Annotated in this window: 19 protein-coding genes; 11 read left to right on the top strand and 8 right to left on the bottom strand. The window is 62.3% G+C overall.

The window, feature by feature from the left end:
- Positions 1 to 11: 11 nt before the first annotated feature.
- Together C0V76_RS05205 and C0V76_RS05200 are read left to right on the top strand one after the other, a co-directional pair.
- The gene (locus C0V76_RS05205) at positions 12 to 1,481 is read left to right on the top strand and encodes an NAD(P)H-hydrate dehydratase (protein ID WP_101941675.1); all 1,470 of its coding nucleotides are present in this window, start codon (positions 12 to 14) and stop codon (positions 1,479 to 1,481) included.
- Entirely contained in the window at positions 1,478 to 2,350 is an 873-nt protein-coding gene (locus C0V76_RS05200; protein WP_101941311.1) for a DMT family transporter, read from the top strand. The genes C0V76_RS05205 and C0V76_RS05200 overlap by 4 nt, the downstream gene beginning before the upstream one ends.
- On the opposite strand, the gene C0V76_RS05195 is transcribed toward C0V76_RS05200, so the two are convergent.
- The gene (locus C0V76_RS05195; RefSeq protein WP_101941310.1) at positions 2,332 to 3,813 is read right to left on the bottom strand and encodes an FMN-binding glutamate synthase family protein; all 1,482 of its coding nucleotides are present in this window, start codon (positions 3,811 to 3,813) and stop codon (positions 2,332 to 2,334) included. The genes C0V76_RS05200 and C0V76_RS05195 overlap by 19 nt on opposite strands.
- Positions 3,814 to 3,896: 83 nt before the next feature.
- Here C0V76_RS05195 and nadC point away from each other — a divergent pair, with 83 nt between their 5' ends.
- Both nadC and C0V76_RS20020 read left to right on the top strand, forming a co-directional pair.
- The gene (gene nadC / locus C0V76_RS05190) at positions 3,897 to 4,748 is read left to right on the top strand and encodes a carboxylating nicotinate-nucleotide diphosphorylase (protein ID WP_101941309.1); all 852 of its coding nucleotides are present in this window, start codon (positions 3,897 to 3,899) and stop codon (positions 4,746 to 4,748) included.
- A 36-nt stretch (positions 4,749 to 4,784) separates the two neighbouring features.
- Complete coding sequence (locus C0V76_RS20020; protein WP_170020828.1) at positions 4,785 to 4,922, top strand: hypothetical protein; 138 nt, start codon at positions 4,785 to 4,787, stop codon at positions 4,920 to 4,922.
- Between the two features lie 64 nt (positions 4,923 to 4,986).
- On the opposite strand, the gene C0V76_RS05185 is transcribed toward C0V76_RS20020, so the two are convergent.
- Positions 4,987 to 5,568, bottom strand: a complete 582-nt coding sequence (locus C0V76_RS05185; protein WP_101941308.1) for a superoxide dismutase — start codon at positions 5,566 to 5,568, stop codon at positions 4,987 to 4,989.
- 118 nt (positions 5,569 to 5,686) lie between these two features.
- Positions 5,687 to 7,039, bottom strand: coding sequence for an exodeoxyribonuclease VII large subunit (gene xseA / locus C0V76_RS05180; protein WP_101941307.1), 1,353 nt, complete (start codon positions 7,037 to 7,039; stop codon positions 5,687 to 5,689).
- A gap of 356 nt (positions 7,040 to 7,395) precedes the next feature.
- On the opposite strand from xseA, the gene C0V76_RS05175 reads away from it, so the two are divergent.
- From C0V76_RS05175 to adk, 6 genes are read left to right on the top strand one after another with little or no spacing between them, the layout of a single operon-like run.
- The gene (locus C0V76_RS05175) at positions 7,396 to 8,028 is read left to right on the top strand and encodes a MotA/TolQ/ExbB proton channel family protein (RefSeq protein ID WP_101941306.1); all 633 of its coding nucleotides are present in this window, start codon (positions 7,396 to 7,398) and stop codon (positions 8,026 to 8,028) included.
- 10 nt (positions 8,029 to 8,038) lie between these two features.
- Positions 8,039 to 8,461, top strand: a complete 423-nt coding sequence (locus C0V76_RS05170; protein ID WP_101941305.1) for a biopolymer transporter ExbD — start codon at positions 8,039 to 8,041, stop codon at positions 8,459 to 8,461.
- A 12-nt stretch (positions 8,462 to 8,473) separates the two neighbouring features.
- Positions 8,474 to 9,487 (top strand): tetraacyldisaccharide 4'-kinase, encoded by a 1,014-nt coding sequence (gene lpxK, locus C0V76_RS05165; RefSeq protein WP_101941304.1) that lies wholly within the window; start codon positions 8,474 to 8,476, stop codon positions 9,485 to 9,487.
- A complete protein-coding gene (locus tag C0V76_RS05160; RefSeq protein ID WP_101941303.1) occupies positions 9,468 to 9,653 on the top strand; it encodes a Trm112 family protein in 186 nt (61 codons plus the stop codon). The genes lpxK and C0V76_RS05160 overlap by 20 nt, the downstream gene beginning before the upstream one ends.
- On the top strand, positions 9,653 to 10,441 hold the full coding sequence (kdsB, locus tag C0V76_RS05155; protein WP_101941302.1) for a 3-deoxy-manno-octulosonate cytidylyltransferase: 789 nt from the start codon (positions 9,653 to 9,655) through the stop codon (positions 10,439 to 10,441). The genes C0V76_RS05160 and kdsB overlap by 1 nt, the downstream gene beginning before the upstream one ends.
- A 16-nt stretch (positions 10,442 to 10,457) precedes the next feature.
- Entirely contained in the window at positions 10,458 to 11,114 is a 657-nt protein-coding gene (gene adk, locus C0V76_RS05150) for an adenylate kinase (RefSeq protein ID WP_101941301.1), read from the top strand.
- 85 nt (positions 11,115 to 11,199) lie between these two features.
- On the opposite strand, the gene C0V76_RS05145 is transcribed toward adk, so the two are convergent.
- Positions 11,200 to 12,714 carry a rhamnogalacturonan acetylesterase gene (locus C0V76_RS05145; RefSeq protein WP_101941300.1) on the bottom strand — a complete coding sequence of 505 codons (1,515 nt, stop codon included), beginning with the start codon at positions 12,712 to 12,714 and terminating at the stop codon, positions 11,200 to 11,202.
- A gap of 109 nt (positions 12,715 to 12,823) precedes the next feature.
- Complete coding sequence (locus C0V76_RS05140) at positions 12,824 to 13,636, bottom strand: AraC family transcriptional regulator (protein WP_101941299.1); 813 nt, start codon at positions 13,634 to 13,636, stop codon at positions 12,824 to 12,826.
- 179 nt (positions 13,637 to 13,815) lie between these two features.
- Here C0V76_RS05140 and C0V76_RS05135 point away from each other — a divergent pair, with 179 nt between their 5' ends.
- On the top strand, positions 13,816 to 14,229 hold the full coding sequence (locus C0V76_RS05135; RefSeq protein ID WP_101941298.1) for a hypothetical protein: 414 nt from the start codon (positions 13,816 to 13,818) through the stop codon (positions 14,227 to 14,229).
- 179 nt (positions 14,230 to 14,408) lie between these two features.
- Here C0V76_RS05135 and C0V76_RS05130 read toward each other — a convergent pair whose 3' ends face one another.
- Genes C0V76_RS05130 through C0V76_RS05120 form a run of 3 tightly spaced genes read right to left on the bottom strand, consistent with a single transcriptional unit; the run spans position 14,409 to position 18,096 of the window.
- A complete protein-coding gene (locus C0V76_RS05130; RefSeq protein WP_101941297.1) occupies positions 14,409 to 15,164 on the bottom strand; it encodes a spermidine synthase in 756 nt (251 codons plus the stop codon).
- 56 nt (positions 15,165 to 15,220) lie between these two features.
- Positions 15,221 to 17,242: an ATP-binding protein gene (locus tag C0V76_RS05125; protein ID WP_101941296.1), complete on the bottom strand. Its 2,022-nt coding sequence runs from the start codon at positions 17,240 to 17,242 to the stop codon at positions 15,221 to 15,223.
- 14 nt (positions 17,243 to 17,256) lie between these two features.
- Positions 17,257 to 18,096, bottom strand: coding sequence for a phosphate/phosphite/phosphonate ABC transporter substrate-binding protein (locus tag C0V76_RS05120; protein ID WP_101941295.1), 840 nt, complete (start codon positions 18,094 to 18,096; stop codon positions 17,257 to 17,259).
- Between the last annotated feature and the right edge of the window lie 582 nt (positions 18,097 to 18,678).

Genomic DNA, 18,678 nt, shown 5'->3' with positions numbered 1-18,678 from the left:
GCCGCCCGGCCATGATTCCGTCATTCATCCCGATCCTCGGTAGCGAGGCTTTGCGCGCGCTGGAGCAGCTTTATGCCCAGGCTCAGCCGCCGCTCATGGAGCGGGCCGGGCAGGCCGCTGCCGCCTGGGCGCTGGAATTGCTTGGCGAGGCGCGCGGCCCGGTGCTGGTCTTGGTGGGCCCCGGAAACAATGGCGGTGATGGCTATGTACTGGCGCGTGAGCTGGCGGCTCGCGGCCTGCAGGTAGTGCTGGCCACGCCGGCCGGGGTGAGCAGTCTGCCGCCGGATGCGCGGGCGGCGCGTGAGCGCTGGCTGGCCAGTGGTGGCCAGATCGTCAGCGATTTCATCGGCACGCGCTGGGCATTGGCGGTGGATGCGCTTTTCGGCATCGGTTTGAAGCGTCCGCCAGCAGGGCTCTATGCGGAATGGATTGTTCGCCTGAATGCGCTGACATGTCCGGTACTGGCCTTGGATACGCCCTCCGGGCTGGATGCGGAAACCGGTGCCTGCGTTGGCCCGACCGTTCGCGCCAGTCATACCGCCAGTTTCATTGCCCACAAACCGGGGCTGCTGACACTGGATGGCCCCGACCATTGCGGCGAGTTGCGCCTATTCGACCTGGATTTACCCGTGCCGGAGGATGCCGGCCGCGTCCTTGCGCCGGAACTCTTTTCTGCGCATCTGCAGCCGCGGCGTCGCAATGTGCATAAGGGGGATTTCGGTGCTGTTGGCGTGATCGGGGGCGCTGCTGGCATGCAGGGAGCTGCCTTGCTGGCGGCTCGGGCTGCGTTGCATTTGGGCCCGGGCAAGGTCTTTCTGGGGCTGCTCGATGCGCAGTCGGCAGGGGTTGATCCGCTGTATCCGGAGTTGATGCTGCGCGCGCCAGGCGAGTTGGCGCTGCTGGTCAAGGCTCTGGCCCTCGGCCCTGGCCTGGGGCGCGGCGAAACTGCACAGGCACAACTGCGGCGTGCGCTGGGTTTTGCCGGTCCCTTGTTACTGGATGCGGATGCGCTGAATCTGCTGGCAGAAGACCCGCCCCTGCAGGACTTGCTGCGTCGTCGTGCTTGGCCTGGCGTGCTGACACCACACCCGGCCGAAGCGGCACGCCTGCTCGGTACCGGCACCGCCGCTGTGCAGGCGGACCGGCTTCGGGCGGCGCAGGCGCTGGCGCGACGCTTCAATGCCGAAGTCATCCTCAAGGGCTGCGGCAGCATCGTTGCCGGCAGCCAGGGCGCTTGGTTCATTAATGCCTCGGGTAACGCCGGAATGGCTGTCGGGGGGATGGGAGACGTCTTGACTGGCCTCATTGTGGCCTTGCTGGCGCAGGGCTGGCCGGCGCTGGATGCCGCTGCTGCGGCCTGCCACCTGCATGGCTGCGCAGCGGATCAGCTGGCGTGTGAGGGGATCGGCCCGGTGGGGCTTACGCCTTCCGAAACCATGCCGGCTGCGCGGCGGATCTTCAATGCCTGGCTGAAACGATGACGACAGCTTCCCCGCATCCGTTGCGCGGCGTGCTCCTGATCGCCAGTGCAGTATTTCTCTTTGCTTGTCTGGACAGCACGATCCGCTATCTGGCGGCGCATTTCCCGGTGCCTTTGATGGCCTTCGTACGTTACGTGGTGCACCTCGTCCTGATGCTGGGCATCCTATGGCCACGTCAGGGTCTGGGCTTCGTGCGCCCGCGGCGTACTCTGCTGGTGGTTGTGCGCGCCTTGTGCCTGGTCGCTTGCACACTGTTCATGATGCAGGGGCTGGTACGCCTGCCGGTTGCTGAGGCGACAGCGATCGGTTTTGTGGCACCCCTGCTGGTCGTCTTGTTATCGCGGCCCTTGCTCGGCGAGCGCATCGGTTGGCTTCGCTGGGGAGCGGTGCTCGCTGGCTTCTGCGGAGTGCTGCTGGTGGCGCGCCCGGGCGCCAGTCTGGATGCCTTCGGGGTTGCCATGGTGCTGTGCGCAGCGCTCTGCGGCGCCGCTTATCAGCTCCTCTCGCGCCTGCTGGCCAGCAGCGAGTCCACCAATACCTTGCTGTTTCACGCCGCGCTGGCCGGCACGCTGTGTTTCGGCCTGAGTCTGCCCTGGCAGCCGGCTATTGCCTGGCCTTCCCTGTTCGAAACCGGACTGCTGTTCAGCCTTGGCGTGACCGGCGGGTTGGGACATTACTTGTTCACGCGCGCCTATCGCCATGCCCCTGCGTCGCTGCTGGCGCCCTTTACCTATTTGCAACTGCTGTGGGCAGGTTTGCTCGGTTGGCTGGTTTTTGATCGCGTACCGGACGGCCTCACTCTGCTGGGGATGGCGGTGATCGCGCTGGCCGGTGTTGTGGTGGCCTTGAATCAGGTACGCGGCGGGTAAGGGTAGAGGCTGGAGAGCGCCTCCGAGCGACCCGAAGGCTGCACGATGCGCACATGTTCGCGGCGGAATTCGCGGGCATGTACGAGACCGCAGGAGTGAGCCAGCATATCCACCTCGGCATTGACTGCGCGGCAGTAATTGGCCACGCGCAGATATTTTTCTTCCACCACCAGTCCGCGCTGCAGGCGCGGGTCGTGGGTAGTTACTCCAGTGGGGCAACTGTTTGTGTGGCAGCGCAGGGCCTGCACGCAGCCCAGCGAGAACATGAAGCCGCGCGCAGAATTGACGAAGTCCGCACCACAGGCCAGTGCCCAGGCCACCCGTGCGGAGGTCACCAGCTTGCCCGAAGCGATCAGGCGCACCCGCTCCTTCAAGCCGCTGGCATAGAGTGCATCGGCTACGCGGGGTAGGGCTTCATCGATGGACAGACCCATGTGATCGGCCAGCGCCTGCGGCGCAGCACCGGTGCCGCCCTCGCCGCCGTCGATGACGAGAAAGTCTGGCGCGCTAGTGAGGCCACGGCGCAACACGGCTTCGCAGAGTTCGTTAGAGAAGTGCCAGCCACCGATGGCGGTCTTGATACCAACCGGTTTGCCGGACAGATCGCGTACCCGTTCAACGAAATCGAGCAGCTCGTCGATATTGCCGATGTCGTAATGGCGGTTCGGGCTGAGAGAGTCTTGCCCTACCGGGATGTTGCGAATGGCCGCGATTTCGGCGGTGACCTTGGCGCCCAGCAGCACGCCACCCTTGCCGGGTTTGGCGCCCTGGGAGAGTTTTACTTCGAAGGCCCGGACCGTGTCGTGGGCTGCCAGGGCGCGCAGCTTTTCCGGAGAGAAGTTGCCCTTGGCATCGCGCAGGCCGTACTTGGCCGTGCCGATCTGCATGATCAGATCGCAAGCACCTTCAAGGTGGTATGGCGAGAGGCCGCCCTCGCCGGTATCCAGCCAGCAGCCGGCCTCGGCGGCACCCCTAGAAAGGGCCTGTACGGCCGGTTTTGAAATTGCACCGAAACTCATGCCGGAGATGTTGAAGATCGAGCGGGCAATGTAGGGCGTGGCGCAGAAGCCTTCACCGATGATCAGTGGCGGGGTGGGCTGACGTTCTTCTTCCAGGACCGGGAAAGGGGCATTCACGAAGATCAGGGCTCCAGGCTCCTGAAGCTTGTAGGTGGAGCCGAAACCGATGGCGCCCCCTTCTTTTTTTGCCAGGCGATAAATCCAGGCACGGGTAGCGCGATTGAAGGGCATTTCCTCGCGGTCATTGAGGAAGAAGTACTGGCGGAAGTATTCGCCGAGGTTTTCGAAGAAGTAGCGCAAGTGGCCGACGATCGGGTAGTTGCGCAAGATGGCGTGTTTCTTCTGAGTAATGTCCCGGATATAGAAATACACCAGCGTAGCGAGCAGGGCTGCCGCAATCAGTGCTCCAAGGCTGATGCTGAGAATGCTCAGTATTCCGGACATCTGCGCCTCCCCCGGCGTGTACAATTCCTGACTTCGGTCTGCCCTGCATGCTTTGTGCTGCAAGGCTTCAACAGAGGAACATGATGAACCAAAAATCAGAACAGCTGCGTGTCGAGATTTACCGCAGCGTGGCTCAGGCATTGGCCGAGGATGTGGGTACCGGTGACCTTACGGCCCAGTTGATTTCCGAAGACAGCAGCGCGCGTGGCCGTGTGGTCACACGTGAAGATGCCGTGTTGTGCGGCACGGCTTGGTTCGATACCACATTCCGCATGGTTGATCCGGATTCGTCCGTGGTCTGGCATGTGCGGGATGGTGAGCAGGTGCGTGCCGGGCAGGTTCTGTGTGATGTGTTTGCCAGTGCGCGGGCGCTTCTCACGGCTGAGCGTACGGCCCTGAACTTTCTTCAGTTGCTGTCTGGCACTGCGACGGCTGTGGCGCAGTACGTGTCGGCGGTGGCAGGTACTTCGGCATGCATTGTGGATACTCGAAAGACCCTGCCTGGCCTGCGTCTGGCGCAGAAGTATGCGGTTTCGGTGGCGGGGGGCGTCAATCACCGTATCGGACTGTATGACGGAATCCTGATCAAGGAAAACCACATCATTGCCGCTGGAGGCGTGGCGCAGGCGATGAAGCGTGCCAAGGCGCTGGCGCCTTCCAACGTATTCATCGAGGTCGAGGTTGAGGGTTTGAGCGAGCTCGACGAAGCGCTCAAGTGCGGTGCGGAGATGATTTTGCTCGACAACATGTCACTCGACGAAATGCGTGAAGCCGTGAAGATCAGCGCCGGGCGTGCCAAGCTCGAGGCTTCCGGTGGCGTCAGCCTGGAGCGCGTACGCGAGATTGCCGAAACCGGTGTGGACCGCATTTCCATCGGCGCGCTGACGAAAGACGTCGTCGCTGTGGATCTGTCGCTGCGCCACGTCGAAGAGTAAGCTTGTTGCCCAAGTATTCCTGAGCGGAGAGGTGAGATGCTGTTTGCCCTGTACTACATCCTGGCCATCGTGGTGTTGATCCTGCATTTCACCGGTTTTCTGGTCCGCCGCAATCTTGAGTGGCTGGTCTATGTGCTGGCAGTCACGGTATTCCCGGCGGTGATCTTCCTTTAAGGGCGACAGCTACAAACAAAAAGGGCGAGCCCGCAGGCTCGCCCTTTTTGTTTGAACGGATCGCTCAGGCGAAATTCGCTGCAGCGAAATCCCAGTTTGCAAGGCTGGTCAGGAAGGTCTCGACGAACTTCGGACGTAGGTTGCGGTAGTCGATGTAGTAGGCATGTTCCCACAGATCAATGGCGATCAGCGGGATGTCGCCAGTCGTCAGCGGGTTGCCGGCGGCACCGGTGTTGAGGATGTCAACCGAGCCATCAGCTTTCTTCACCAGCCAGGTCCAGGAGGAACCGAAGTTGCCCACGGCACTCTTGGTGAAGGCTTCCTTGAAGGCATCAAAGCTGCCGAACTTGGCATCAATGGCGGCAGCCAAGGCGCCGGTCGGTGCTCCGCCGCCAGCCGGCTTCAGGCTGTTCCAGAAGAAGGTGTGGTTCCACACCTGAGCGGCGTTGTTGTAGATGCCGCCGCTCGCCTTCTTGATGATCTCTTCCAGGCTGGCGTTTTCGAACTCGGTGCCCGGGATCAGGTTGTTCAGGTTGGTCACGTAGGCCTGATGGTGCTTGGCGTAGTGGTAATCGAAAGTTTCTTCCGAAATGTGCGGAACGAGGGCGTTCTTCGCATAAGGCAGGGGGGGCAGGGTGTGCGCCATTTCTTCTCTCTCCGTGCAAGTTTTGAAAATGCCCGAGCAGAATACTCGGGAATGGGGCTAAACCGCGATTGTACTTGCAAATCGTGGTAATAGTGACCGAGCGCCTTTCAGGGCCGGATCAGCTTTTCTCGACTCGGGCGCGCAGCTGGCTGTTGGCAAGCTGGATGTTGATGGCTTCACCGTTGTGAGCAACGTCGGCGTCGCGGAGTACCTCGCCACGCTCATTTCGCACGACGGCATAGCCACGTGCCAGAACGGCATCTGGGTTGAGGGCGGCAAGCTGGCCGGCCAGGCTATCGAGTTGCCGGCGGGTATTGGTGATACGCCATTGGCCATTGCGTACAAGATTGTGGGCCGCACGTTCCAGACGGGCATGCAGAACGGCGGTGCCGGGCAGACAGGCATGCAAGCGGGCCGTCTGAGTTTCGAGCCGTGCGCCCTTGTGTAACAGGCTGTTGCGGCTGGCTTGCTGCAGGCGCATACGCAAATTTGTCAGGCGCTCATGGCTGCGTGCGAGACGCGCGCGCGGGTGGAGCAGGCGGCGCTGCAACTCGTCGAGGCGCTGCGCGGCTTGCTGTAGCCGGCGTTCCCCGCCCCGCGCGAGCGCTGTCTGGAGTTGGGGCAGGCGCTGGCGCAGGCCATATAAACCCGCTGATATGAGTTCGGCTGCCGCCGTGGGGGTCGGTGCGCGCAGGTCGGCAGCGTAGTCGGCCAGGGTCGTGTCGGTTTCATGGCCGACGCCACTGATGACCGGGATCGGGCAGGCGGCAATGGCTCGCGCCACGGCTTCGTGGTTGAAGGCCCACAGGTCTTCGATGCTGCCACCGCCGCGGCACACGATCAGGGCTTCGCAGCCATCTCTGGCCGCCCGGCTGCCCGCCTGCTCGATAGCCGCGGCAATCTGAGCCCCAGCCGCATCACCCTGTACCAGGGTGGGGTAAATCGTGATGAGGAGTCCTGGGGCTCGCCGGCGCAGCGTGCTGAGGACGTCGTGCAAGGCTGCGCCAGCGGGTGAGGTAACGATGCCGATCCCGTGCGGTAGGGGAGGCAGGGCGCGTTTGCGGGCTGCCTCGAAGAGCCCCTCGGCTTCCAGGCGGGCCTTCAGGCGCAGGAAGGCCTCGAAGAGATTGCCCAACCCGGCCTTGCGCACACTCTCTATGGAGAGTTGCAGGTCGCCGCGTGCTTCATAGATGGTGGCTTGGGCCCGTACTTCGACCTGCATGCCTTCATTGAGCTGGAAGGGCAGCAGAGCGGCTTTGTTGCGCCACATTGCACATCGTAGTTGGGCGCGCTCATCCTTGAGCGTGAAGTAGAGGTGTCCGGAGGCGGCCCGTACCAGATTGGAGACTTCGCCACCGACCCAGCCAAGCGGGCAGTTGGCTTCAATCAGGCTGCGGAGTTGTAAGACGAAATCCGACACACTGGAAACCCGCGTGCCTACTCGCTCTGCATGAATCGGTGCTCTGGACATGGCGTCGATTCTAGCTCAATCCACATCCCTGCCCGCAAAGGCGCACCACGACTGCCTTCGCAGGATGTGTGTGCTTGTTGACAACTCTCTTGTTTTGCAAGTTGTTGATTTTAAAGAAACTGTAATTTCAGCTTCATTTTTGACCGAATTGAAAAAATCCTTTGCAGGAGGCCGACTTAGGTTAGTCCGGAGCAAACTGCTCACAAACTTATCCACAGATTTTGTGGATTACACCGAACTGGTGCATACCGCCGGTCTTCCGCTCGATGGCTGCTCCGGCATGCAGCAGCGTGCTTGCCCTCTGCAGGGCGGGGCGATACAGTTCAAGGCTTGTCGAAATTCGAGGAGTCGCTCCCGTGTGGGACATCATCCGTGCTGCTGGTTGGCCGATCATTCCGCTGTTGTTTGCTTCCGTCATCGCGCTGGCGCTGATCATTGAGCGCAGTATTTCCCTGCGTCGCTCGATCATCGTTCCGGCCGGTCTCCTCAATAAGGTGCTGGGCGACCTGCGTCAGAGTGGTCCGACAGATGAACTCATCGGCCGCGTTCATGCTCATTCGCCACTGGGCCAGGTGCTGGCAGCCGGGCTGCGCAATGTGCGCAGCAGCCGCGAAGTCATGAAAGAGTCGATCGAAGAGGCTGGCAGCGTGGTGGCGCACGAACTTGAACGCTTCCTGACTACGCTTGGCACGATTGCCACGGTAGCGCCCCTGATGGGTTTGTTCGGGACGGTGGTCGGCATGATCGAGCTGTTCGGCGCCCAAGGCGGTGCTGGCGGCGTGGGCGCTGATCCGCAGCAACTCGCGCACGGTATTTCGGTCGCGCTTTATAACACCGGCTTTGGTCTGCTGATCGCGATTCCGGCGCTGATTGCACATCGTCACTTCCGCGCGCTGGTCGACAGCATCGTGGTCGAGATGGAGCAGCAGGCTGTGAAACTGGTCGAAGTGCTGCACGGTGAACGCCGTCCTGCGCCGGCTGCTAAGTAAGGAGCCGGGCATGGATTTCCGGCGCGGGCGTGGCAAGGAAGAACTCGAGATCAATCTGATCCCGCTGATCGACGTGCTGCTGGTGATCATCATTTTCCTGATGCTGACCACCACCTATTCGAAGTTCTCGGGGCTGGAAATCAACCTGCCTAGCACCGATGCGCCGCCAGCCCAGGAGCAGCCCAATGAGATTGATGTGGTTATCAATGCCCAGGGCGAGGTCCTGATCAACCGTACGCCGGTGGCGGGGCGTGACATCGAGAGCATCGTCGCCGCGCTGCGTCGGGTGGCGCCTGAAAGCAGCGAGAAGTCCCCGCTGGTGGTCATCAATGGCGACGCCAAGGCTAACTTCCAGAGCGTTTTCGATGTGATGCAGGCTGCACAGAAGGCCGGCCTGCCGAACGTCTCTTTTGCAGCGCAAACGAAAAAGTAAGTCGGGTCAGCCATGGCCCTCAAACGCCCCGCCTGGTGGTCACGCCGCAGCCCTGCTGCGATCCTGTGGCTGCCGCTCGCGGGGCTTTTTTTTGCCGTTTCCGCGCTGCGCCGGCTGGCCTATCGTTCTGGCTGGCTGAGGTACGAGCGCTTGCCGGTTCCGTTGATCGTGGTCGGCAATATCGCTGCGGGCGGCAGCGGCAAGACCCCGGTTGTGATCTGGCTGGCAGCGGCGCTGAAGGCGCGTGGCTTCACGCCAGGCCTCCTGTCGCGAGGCTATGGCGGCACGGCCCGGGTGCCGACGGCCGTGTTGGCGGATAGTGACCCGGAAATTGTGGGTGATGAACCGGTGCTGCTGGCGCGCCGTACGGGATGCCCGATGTGGGTCGGGCGCGATCGGGTGGCTGCGGGCCGGGCTTTGCTCGGTGCTCACCCCGAAGTGGATGTGCTGATGACCGATGATGGGCTGCAGCACTATCGCCTCGCGCGCAGTGCCGAAATCGTGGTGCTGGACGAAACTATTCTGGGCAATCGCTGGCCATTGCCGGCAGGGCCTTTGCGCGAGCCACTAGGGCGCCTCAAGGAGGCTCATTTGCTGATCTGCAACGGACCGCTAAGTCCGGCCCTCCAAGCTTTACTGCCACCGCAGCCACGCGTGGACATGGTGCTCACACCAGGCCGGTTTTGGCGCCTAGGCGAGCCGAGCGAAACCTGCTCGGCTGCTGATCTGGCCGGGCGCCGTCTGCATGCTGCGGCGGGGATCGGCAACCCGGAGCGTTTCTTTGCCACGCTTGCGGCTATGGGGCTGGAACTCTCCAGCACCCGGTCTTTCGGAGACCATCATGCTTACACGCGGGAAGATCTTGCCGTGCCTGCAGGTGAGCTTCTGCTGCTGACGGAGAAGGATGCAGTAAAATGCGCCACCTTCGCGCCCGCCGAAAGCTGGGTGCTGCCGGTGGAGGCTTGTATAGCTGATGCCGCGCTGGATCATCTTCTGGAGCGTCTGCATGGATCCGAAACTGCTTGAAATCCTGGTGTGCCCGGTTTGCAAAGGCCCGCTTGAACATCGCCGTGCTGCCGCTGAACTGGTGTGCCGTCCCTGCCGCCTGGCCTACGCGGTCAAGGATGGCATCCCGGTGATGCTGGCCGATGAGGCGCGTCAGCTGTCTGCCGAAGAAGCTGGAGCCGCCTGATGGCCTGCGTGCGTTTCAAGGCCATCGTGCCGGCACGCTATGCCTCGACACGCCTGCCCGGCAAGCCGTTGGCCGATATCTGCGGCAAGCCGATGGTCGTACGGGTGATGGAACGGGCGTTGGAGTCCGGTGCCGAAGAGGTGTGGGTCGCAACCGATCACGAAGGCGTTCGCGAGGCCGTCGAGGCGGCTGGAGGCAAGGTGTTGATGACCAAGCCAGACCATCCGACCGGCACCGATCGCCTAGCCGAAGTTGTGACCCGGCTGGGCTGGGCTCCTGGCGATATCGTGGTGAACGTGCAGGGTGACGAGCCCCTGATTGATCCCGCCATGGTGCGTCTGGTGGCTGAATCCTTGGCGCGCGATGTGAATGCGGAAATTGCGACAGCGGCCCATCCGATCGTGACGGTGGAGGATTTCCTCAATCCGGGTGTGGTGAAAGTTGTGTGCCAGAAGAACGGTCATGCGCACTATTTCTCGCGCGCGCCGATTCCCTTTCCGCGCGATGCAGTGCTCGCAGGGGTCTTGCAGCCTGGGAATCCCCTGCCCGCAGGGCTGGGCTTGCTGCGTCACGTCGGCCTGTATGCTTACCGCGTCGGTTTTCTGAAGGCTTTTGCCAACCTGGCCCCGGCGCCGACCGAGCAGATCGAGCTGCTCGAGCAATTGCGTGCCCTCTGGCACGGTTACCAGATTCGCGTTGAAACCCTGAGCGAAGCACCGCCTGCCGGGGTCGATACTCCCGAGGATCTCGCCCGTGTGCGAGCCTTGTTTGCCGCCAACAATCAATAAACTGGAGATAGCGCACATGCGTCTGATTCTTTTGGGACCGCCGGGAGCCGGCAAGGGCACGCAGGCCAAATTCATTGCCGAGAAGTACGGCATCCCGCAGATTTCCACTGGCGACATGCTTCGCGCAGCCGTCAAGGCCGGCACCCCGCTGGGTGTGCAGGCCAAGGCCGTGATGGATGCAGGGCAATTGGTGTCTGATGACATCATCATCGGCTTGGTGAAGGAACGCCTTGCCCAGCCGGACTGTGCCAAGGGCTACATGTTCGACGGCTTCCCGCGCACCCTGCCGCAGGCTGATGCGCTGAAGGATTCCGGCGTGGCACTGGACGTGGTGCTGGAGATCAATGTACCGGACTCCGAGATCATCGAGCGCATGAGCGGCCGCCGTGTGCACCTGGCTTCGGGCCGCACCTATCACATCAAGTTCAACCCGCCGAAGGTGGCAGGCAAGGACGATGAAAGTGGCGAGGACCTGATTCAGCGTGATGACGACAAGGAAGAGGTCGTCAAGAAGCGCCTGGATGTGTATCACTCGCAGACCAAGCCGCTGGTTGAGTACTACGGCAAGTGGGCGGCGACGGGTGACAAGCAGGCGCCGCGTTACGCGAAGATCCTGGGGCTTGGGCCGGTGGAAGAGATCACCGCCAAGGCTTTTGCCGCGCTTCAGGGCTGAGCTGTAACAGTCGCTGCACAGCCAGATAACGACAAAAAGCCCGGGCTCTTGCGAGCCCGGGCTTTTTGTTTGCCTGTCCGTGGGCTTACTTCAGCTGGCTGGCGATCGGCAACTTGGCTTCCTTGAGGCCCTGGGCGACCAAGCCACCAATGGCTTCGGCACCCTTTTCCTGGAAGTGGGTGTTGTCAGGCTTAGTGCGTGAGCCGGTCTGGGTCGCGTAGTACGGATACTTGGCCGGATCGACGGCGAGGTAATAGTTCAGCGACTCGGCTTCACCGAGCTTGTTGAAGAAGTCCATGCTCTTCTGATCCAGATCGACCAGCGCCACCTTGTTGGCTTTGGCTGTGTCGCGGATGGTCTGCGAGTAATCGCCCGGCACCTTGCCCTTGCCCCAGGTATGGGTCGTGCCGCCGATCTTGCCGTCCTTGAACTGACGACGGGTCACCGGCGTGATCAGCACCGGGGTGGCGCCAGCGTCCTTGGCGATCGCAATGTACTTCTCCAGGGTCTTCTGGAAGCCCATTTCGGCCGGCACACTAGCAGCGGTGCCAGGGTAGGTGCACAGGTTGGCGATGTCGATCACGTCACGAGCCGGAGCGGGGCGCGGCGGTTCTTCACCGCACTTCTCGTCGTTGTGGCCGAACTGCACCAGCAGGTAGTCACCCTTGCGGATATCGGCCTTGATCATGTCGAACCAGCCTTCGGTGATGAAGCTGCGCGAACTGCGGCCCGATTGCGCCACGTTCACGACCTTAACCTGTTTGGCATCCTTGAGCTGGCGCTCGAAGATCTGGCCCCAGCCATTGCGTGGGGTGACGTCCACGTCGTAGTTGCTGGCCGTGGAGTCGCCGGCAATGAAGATGCGGGTCACGCCCGGTGCCGCGATGGCCTGGGCTTCAGCGCGGGCGTGCGCCATGGAGAGCGGGCTGAGCTTGGTGATCTCGTGGTAGTTGCTGTCAAACAGCGAGGTTTCGCCGAGCACGCCTTGCGAGGAGAGATAGCCGCGGTTGTGGCGGATGTACTTGAGCACTTCGCCAGCATTGCCGCTGGCCGGATCAAAGTTAGCCGCGTCGGAGACGCCGGCTTCCTTCAAGGCTGAGCCAAGCAGCGGTTGCAGGCTACTGGCCTTGCTCTTGAGGGCTTCGGCCTTGACGGCCGGAGCCTTGCCAGACTGAACCATGCCAGCCGGCCCCTGGAACTTGGCATCCTTGGCGGCGCCGGAAGCGATGAAGTCAGTCAGCGCGTTGATATTGGCGGTGACCTTGCCGGCCGGTTCGGCAATGAGGCTCACGAACTGGGTACGGCCGGCTTCGGCGACCAGCATCAGCGGGGCGACCAGGCCATCGGCACTCAGGCTGTAGGCGCCCTTGTCGTCGCTGGTGACGGATTTGCGGTTGCCTTGGGCATCATACGCAGTGACCGTGAATTTCTGCTGGCCAGCGCCGGCAACGCCGCTCAGAGTGACGCCGGCAAGCGGCTTCACGGCCGGCTGGGCAGCCGCCGGGCTGGTGGCCGGGGCCTGAGTTGGGGCATTGCTGGCACAGCCGATCAGCGAGGCGCCGATCATGGCGACGATGGACAGACGCAGATTCAGGTTCATGGTTTCTCCTGTGTGACGCGGAATGGCAGGCCGCGCTGCGGCTGCCGGACGGAAATGGATCGCGCGAGCATGGCGCAAGGCTGGCGGGCTGTCTTGATAGGGATTGCGCTTATCTCTCTACCGGCACATAGAGATCGAACTGGCGCTCGAAGTCGGCCGGCAGATAGCTGGTGTTATGGAAACAGCGCAGCATCGGCGCATCAGGTTGCATCCGCCAGCCGGTACTGGTTTCGATATGACGTGCCAGCTCAGCCGCCCCCGGGATGGCGAAGCCGCCGCCGATGCGCAGCACGGCATAGTGGCCCTCGGGCAGGTGTCCCTGCTGCAGCCCCGGCACCTGCTGGCCGAGGCGTTCCGAGAGCAGGGCGGCCTGTAGTTCGATTTCACCGCTTGGATTGTTCATGTCACCGGCCAGTTGCACGCACCAGCCCTTGCGGCGCTCGCGCGGGATGCCTGCGAGAAGAGCGTGGGCACGCAGCTCATCGAAAGGCGGAATGCCTTCGCCCAGGCGGCCGCGAAAATGCACATACTGTATGCGCTGGCCGGTGAGCAGCTCGATGCGCACCGGGCGAGCCTCGGCGGCACGCGGGCGCACGGCTGAAGGCGCCATACCATGTGCCGCCCGGAAGGCACGCGAGAAGGCTTCAGCAGAGCCATAACCGCTGTCGAAGGCCAACTCCAGGAGTGAGCCGACGCGCCCAGCTTCGATGCGGCGGCGCGCCAGGGCAAGGCGCAGGCGGCGCACGCGCGCAACCGGCGTTTCACCAGAGTATTCGTTGAATACGCGTTCAAAGTGAAAGCGTGAGAGATGCGCGATGTCGGCCAGTGCGTCGAGGCTCAGCGACTCACCCAGGTGTGCGTCGACATGGCTAGCCACACGGCGCAGGCGGGAGAGTTTGCGGGCATAGGTGGCGACGTTCATGATCTCGGCGGGTGCTGCGGAGGCGCACAGTCTGCCACCGTCGTTCCGGTTTGGGAACGGGAACACGTGCACCGTGTGGCGGGCGTGCGACGGACTCGATCGCTAGCGGGATCTAGCGCTGCTTCGGCAGTGCAGGCTTGCCGCTATGATGGCGGCTTGTTCGGGTTCCGGAGTGGGTCATGCGCCTTGTCTTGCGATTGAGTCTTTACAGTCTGTGTCTGGTTTGCCTGCCGCTTCAGGCCGCAACGCCCCAGGACGAGGTGTTGCAGCGCCAGAGGGCGGAGGTTGAGCAGCAGAGGCGGCTGGCCGAACAGGATCGTGAGCGCATTCGCCGCGAGGCCGACGCGGATCAGCAGCGTCGTCGCCAGCAGCAGGAGCAGGATGAGCAGGTGCGGCGCCAGCGCGAGCAGGCACGCCAGGAGGCCGAGCGCGCGCGCCAGCAGACGGAGAATGCGCGTCAGCAGGCGGAGGTCATGCGCGAGCGTCAGAGGGTGGATGCCGAGCGCTTGCGCATCGAGGCAGATCGCGAACGTATCCGGCTGGAGGCTGAGGTTGATCAGGCGCGGCGACGCGCTGAAAATGTGCAGCGCTGATCAGGGTCCCCTTCACGGCGCCCGCCCCCGGAAGATCTTTCAGGGGCGATCCGGATGCAGGGACGGGCGCCAGGGGATGTATTCATTGTGGCAGCCCGGCAGCAAAGCTCAAGCTGGATTTGTGCGTAGCAGCATCTGTATCTGCATGAATTTCTGGGATAAATCTGCGTACCAAGGCTTCAGAGCTGCAGCCCGGCACCCGCCGGCAAGCGTTTGAGCAAAGGGCGAAGATCCAGGCCGGTGCTGGCCTTGAGCTGAACGGCACGCGCTTTCAGCTCCTCGCCAGACAGTGCGACCGGTACACCACGGGTGGCCAGGGCCACCACATTGCCACTGGCGCAAGGGGGCAACGCCAGGCTGCGGCCCTCAAAGGCTTCGCCAAGACGCTTGAGTGGCGCTGCGTATTTCTGTGCGCGGCCAAAGAGATTGGTGGCGAGGATCCCCCCGTCATTGAGGCGCGCCCAGCAGGCCTGGTAAAAGGGCAGGCTGTCGAGCAGGCCGACCTTGGCGTCCTCATCGTAGCCATCGACCAGGATGTAGTCATATTTCGGGCTGGGTCTCTGCATGTACTCCACGCCATCGCCGATCACGATCGAGAGCCGCAGATCCTCGGGCGGCAGCTTGAAGAGCGCACTCGCCGCGGTCCACACTTCCTCGCTGATCTCCACCGTGGTCACGCGCGCCTGTGGCAGCTTCCAGTAGCAGAACTTGGTCAGCGAGCCTGCGCCGAGTCCGATCAGGAGAATGCGTTTGGGCCATTTGGCTTCCGCGCTAAAGCCTTCACGCAGGAGCAACCCGGCCATCATGTCGCGTGTGTATTCGAGTTCCAGATCCACCGGGCGGCGCAGGCGCATGGCGCCCTGTACCCATTCCGAGCCGAAATGCAGGTAGCGCACGCCATCTTCTTCGCTGATGTCAATGCAGGGGTCGGACATGGCAGAGCTTTCTGATGGCGGGGCCGCGATTCTAGCGGTTTCAGAGGCAGCCGCGGTCAGACACCGACAGTACGGCGCTCCTGCGCGGCCTGCAGGGCTTCAGCCAGGGCGCGGCGGCTGATTGGTTTGGTGAGATAGTCGTTCATGCCGGCGGCCAGTCCGTTGGCCTGCTCGTCCGCCATAGCGGCTGCGGTGAGCGCGTAGATCGGTACCGGGGGACGGCCCAAGGCGGCTTCGGTTGCACGGATCTGAAGGGTGGCATCAATTCCGCCCATGCCGGGCATATGCATGTCCATGAAAATGACATCGAAGTTGCCGCCGCGCCATAGTTCCACTGCCTCGTGGCCATCGCGAGCGAGTTGGCTGCTGCAGCCGAGTCCGTCGAGCAGTTTGAGTACCAGTTTCTGGTTGGTGGGGTTGTCTTCGGCGACCAGAACGCTGAGCGGGAAGCGCTCGGTTGCAGGGGAAGGCTGCGGTGGCGCAGGCATTGCTGCGTTGCTGAGGCGGATCAGCGGTATGCTCAGTTCGAAGCAGCTCCCCTGACCAGGAGTACTTTGAAGCGTGATGCGACCACCCATCAGGTCGGCTAGCCGGCTGCAGATGGAAAGCCCCAGTCCTGTACCACCGAAGCGTCGGGTGGTGGTCTCGTCTTCCTGGCTGAAGGCGTCGAAGATCAAGGCTTGCTTGTCCTGAGCGATACCGATGCCGGTATCGCGGACGGCGATGGCAAGCTGTTCCGTGCCCGCAAGGTTCAACAGGCGCGCCTCGATGGTGATGCTGCCTTGCTCGGTGAACTTGACGGCGTTGCCCAACAGGTTGGAGATGATCTGGCGCAGCCGTACTGGATCTCCCTGAAGCACTGGCGGCAGGGCCTCGCTGATTGTCAGTTGGCAGCGAATGGGGCGTTCGCCTATCGCTGCACGGGTGCTGCGCTCAAGATCACTGAGTAGTGGGGCGAGTTCGACCGGCAGGGCTTCGAGACTCAACTTGCCCGCCTCGATTTTCGACAGATCCAGGATGTCATTGATGATGGTGAGCAGGCTGTCAGCTGAACCCTTGGCGACGCCCAGATAGTCGCGCTGCTCGTCGTTGAGCGGGGTGTCCATCGTCAGGTCAATCATGCCCATGATGCCGTTCATGGGGGTGCGGATTTCGTGACTCATGTTGGCCAGGAAGTCGCTCTTTGCGCGGTTGGCCGCGTCGGCCGCTTCTTTGGCTTCCTGCATTTGGCGAGCTGCCTCCTCGCGTTCGCTCACGAGCCGTGCGATGGTGGCGATGAGCTCTTCGATGTCGCCTTCGGCGGAGGTGTCGGAGGCTGCTTCCGGCAGTAGCTCGGCCACCAGCCGGTGCAGTGAGGAGAGCGCCTGCTCTCGCCCTGCGAGCTCGGAGCGCAGCCGGTCGGCCGTGTGTTGCAGGGTCTCCAGGGTGTGGCGGAATTCCAGCGGAGCATCATCGATCAACTGCTGACTCAGTTGCACAGGGCCTGCTTCTGCGGCCCCGGCTGCGCGGCGGCCCTGTTGCAGATTCCCTAGCCAGCGTCGCAGCGGGTACCAGATCATCAGCATGCCGCCAAGCATGCTGGCGACGGCCAGCGCAAGGGCTGCGCGGACGACCCCCCAGAGACTGCTGGCGACGGCCTCTGCATCAAACTGCAGGCGCAATACACCGTAATCCCGTCCGCCAATATTGATGATGCGATTGGCATCCAGGAGCTGACTGGCTAGGCGTTCGCGCAACCAGTCGGGTGACGACTGCTGACGGATTCCCGGATTCGGGCTGGTGATTCTTGCGCCGCTGCGATCGATGAAGAGCGCTGCCGAGAAGGGGGATTGACGCATGCTCAGATCCAGCGTGCGCTGGATGGTGTCGTAGTCGCCGATCACGGCGCTCTCGCCGATGGTCTGCGTCATGATTTCGACCAGCATGGACGCAGTCTGCTGGACATCCTCCACATGCTGGACGAATTGCGAGCGATAGAACATCAGCAGGCCACTGCTGCAGAAGAGCAGCCAGGTCACGGAGTACAGCGCGTAGATCCGGCTGACCAGAGAGCGCGGCAGCAGACGACCGAGTTTCATCTCAGGGGCTTGGCTTAGTGCAGGTTTTTTGGGGCTTTCTGGTAGAAGCGCTTGTAAGACGCGTAGTCCGCCTGGGTGGCGGGCACAAAGGAGGGGGGCTCCGGGAGGCCCACTTCTTGGCCAGAGCGGCTCAGGATGTCCTTGCCACGGGGATCCTTATGCATGTTGAAAAAGGCGTTGGCGACGGCCTTGAGGTCCTTTTCCGCCACCTTGCCTGAAGCCATCAGGGCCAGATCGTGATAGCCCTCGGACGTCCACAGCACGCGGAACTTCTTGTTTTCGCGCGTCGCATAGCCCTCAACCAGCGCCGAATTACTGCCCACGGCTTTGGCCTTGCCGGCAAAGAGTTGAGCGAATGCCGCGTTCTGGTTGCCGCCGAAGACGGGTTTGACCTCGATGTTGCGCGAGAGCAGGTAGGCATAGGGGACTTTGTAGCCGATGAAGGCTTCGGGGCCGGCAAAGGCCATATCCTGCCCGGCGAGCTCTTCCAGGCGGGTGATTGGTGAGTCCTCCGGTACCGCGATCTGACCATGGATTTCCGGCGCCTGCCGACGACCGAAAATCTTCCAGCCCAAGGTTTCTCGCTCAGGGCTGAATAGGTGATTGCTGAATACGAATTCAACTTCCTGAGCCAGCACATAGCTGGTTGTGTCCGCCGAGGTGCGTCCGATTTTCAGTTCAAGCTTTACTCCGCTCTTTTCACTGATGTACTGGACGATTGGGTTCCAGTAAGCGGCGGTCTTGGTGATGTCCCACTGATTGACCGGTGAGAAGCGGTAAGTGGGCTGCTGAGCGGCAGATAGCGTGGGCAGCAGGCAGCTGAGGGCCAGTGCGGGGGCGAGCAGGGCTTTCATGCGGAGTCTCCTGAGGCAGACTGATTCCAGTAGATATGGCTCTCTTGAGATTACGGCAGGTGTTGCGGGTGACTTGATACACAGTTTGCGTGGATAGGCCTGTGGATGAGTGCCGGATAAGCAGGACAAGTGCCTGATCGGCCTCGGGATTTGCTCGCCGGGCAAAAAAGGAGCAGGTTCGCCAGAAGGAGGCGGGCGGCATGTACGGGCCCAAAGGTCAAGACACAAAACCGCTTATTTCCCCCCTTTTGCTGCCCGCAGAGTCCCTTGCAGCAAGGGAATCCACACGAAGCGGGGAGAAGCCTGTGGATGACTGCAGGATAAGCAGGGCAAGTGCCTGATCGGCCTCGGAATTTGAGCAGCGGGCAGAAAATGAGCAGTTGTACCAATGGGCGTCGGCCTGCATGAGCGCCCATAAAGGTCAAGCTGCAAAGTGCTGTTTTTGGACGCTTTTGTTGCCCGCCGCAGACTTCGTGGCTAGGGAATCCACACGAAATGGGGAGAAGCCTGTGGATGAGTGCAGGATAAGCGAGGCAAGTGCTTGAAGCCCTTCACTAATCCGGTGCTGAGCAAGAATTGCAC

The sequence above is a fragment of the Uliginosibacterium sp. TH139 genome, from assembly GCF_002855595.1.
In the GTDB taxonomy this organism is placed as follows: Bacteria; Pseudomonadota; Gammaproteobacteria; order Burkholderiales; family Rhodocyclaceae; genus Uliginosibacterium; species Uliginosibacterium aquaticum.
Note: the sequence above shows the minus strand (reverse complement) of the source record. Positions and strands in the feature narration are given on the sequence as shown.

Coding starts and splice junctions, on each gene's coding strand:
- C0V76_RS05205 (WP_101941675.1), top strand. CDS start 12: ATGATTCCGTCATTCATCCCGATCCTCGGTAGCGAGGCTTTGCGCGCG.
- C0V76_RS05200 (WP_101941311.1), top strand. CDS start 1,478: ATGACGACAGCTTCCCCGCATCCGTTGCGCGGCGTGCTCCTGATCGCC.
- C0V76_RS05195 (WP_101941310.1), bottom strand. CDS start 3,813: ATGTCCGGAATACTGAGCATTCTCAGCATCAGCCTTGGAGCACTGATT.
- nadC (WP_101941309.1), top strand. CDS start 3,897: ATGAACCAAAAATCAGAACAGCTGCGTGTCGAGATTTACCGCAGCGTG.
- C0V76_RS20020 (WP_170020828.1), top strand. CDS start 4,785: ATGCTGTTTGCCCTGTACTACATCCTGGCCATCGTGGTGTTGATCCTG.
- C0V76_RS05185 (WP_101941308.1), bottom strand. CDS start 5,568: ATGGCGCACACCCTGCCCCCCCTGCCTTATGCGAAGAACGCCCTCGTT.
- xseA (WP_101941307.1), bottom strand. CDS start 7,039: ATGTCCAGAGCACCGATTCATGCAGAGCGAGTAGGCACGCGGGTTTCC.
- C0V76_RS05170 (WP_101941305.1), top strand. CDS start 8,039: ATGGATTTCCGGCGCGGGCGTGGCAAGGAAGAACTCGAGATCAATCTG.
- lpxK (WP_101941304.1), top strand. CDS start 8,474: ATGGCCCTCAAACGCCCCGCCTGGTGGTCACGCCGCAGCCCTGCTGCG.
- C0V76_RS05160 (WP_101941303.1), top strand. CDS start 9,468: ATGGATCCGAAACTGCTTGAAATCCTGGTGTGCCCGGTTTGCAAAGGC.
- kdsB (WP_101941302.1), top strand. CDS start 9,653: ATGGCCTGCGTGCGTTTCAAGGCCATCGTGCCGGCACGCTATGCCTCG.
- adk (WP_101941301.1), top strand. CDS start 10,458: ATGCGTCTGATTCTTTTGGGACCGCCGGGAGCCGGCAAGGGCACGCAG.
- C0V76_RS05145 (WP_101941300.1), bottom strand. CDS start 12,714: ATGAACCTGAATCTGCGTCTGTCCATCGTCGCCATGATCGGCGCCTCG.
- C0V76_RS05140 (WP_101941299.1), bottom strand. CDS start 13,636: ATGAACGTCGCCACCTATGCCCGCAAACTCTCCCGCCTGCGCCGTGTG.
- C0V76_RS05135 (WP_101941298.1), top strand. CDS start 13,816: ATGCGCCTTGTCTTGCGATTGAGTCTTTACAGTCTGTGTCTGGTTTGC.
- C0V76_RS05130 (WP_101941297.1), bottom strand. CDS start 15,164: ATGTCCGACCCCTGCATTGACATCAGCGAAGAAGATGGCGTGCGCTAC.
- C0V76_RS05125 (WP_101941296.1), bottom strand. CDS start 17,242: ATGAAACTCGGTCGTCTGCTGCCGCGCTCTCTGGTCAGCCGGATCTAC.
- C0V76_RS05120 (WP_101941295.1), bottom strand. CDS start 18,096: ATGAAAGCCCTGCTCGCCCCCGCACTGGCCCTCAGCTGCCTGCTGCCC.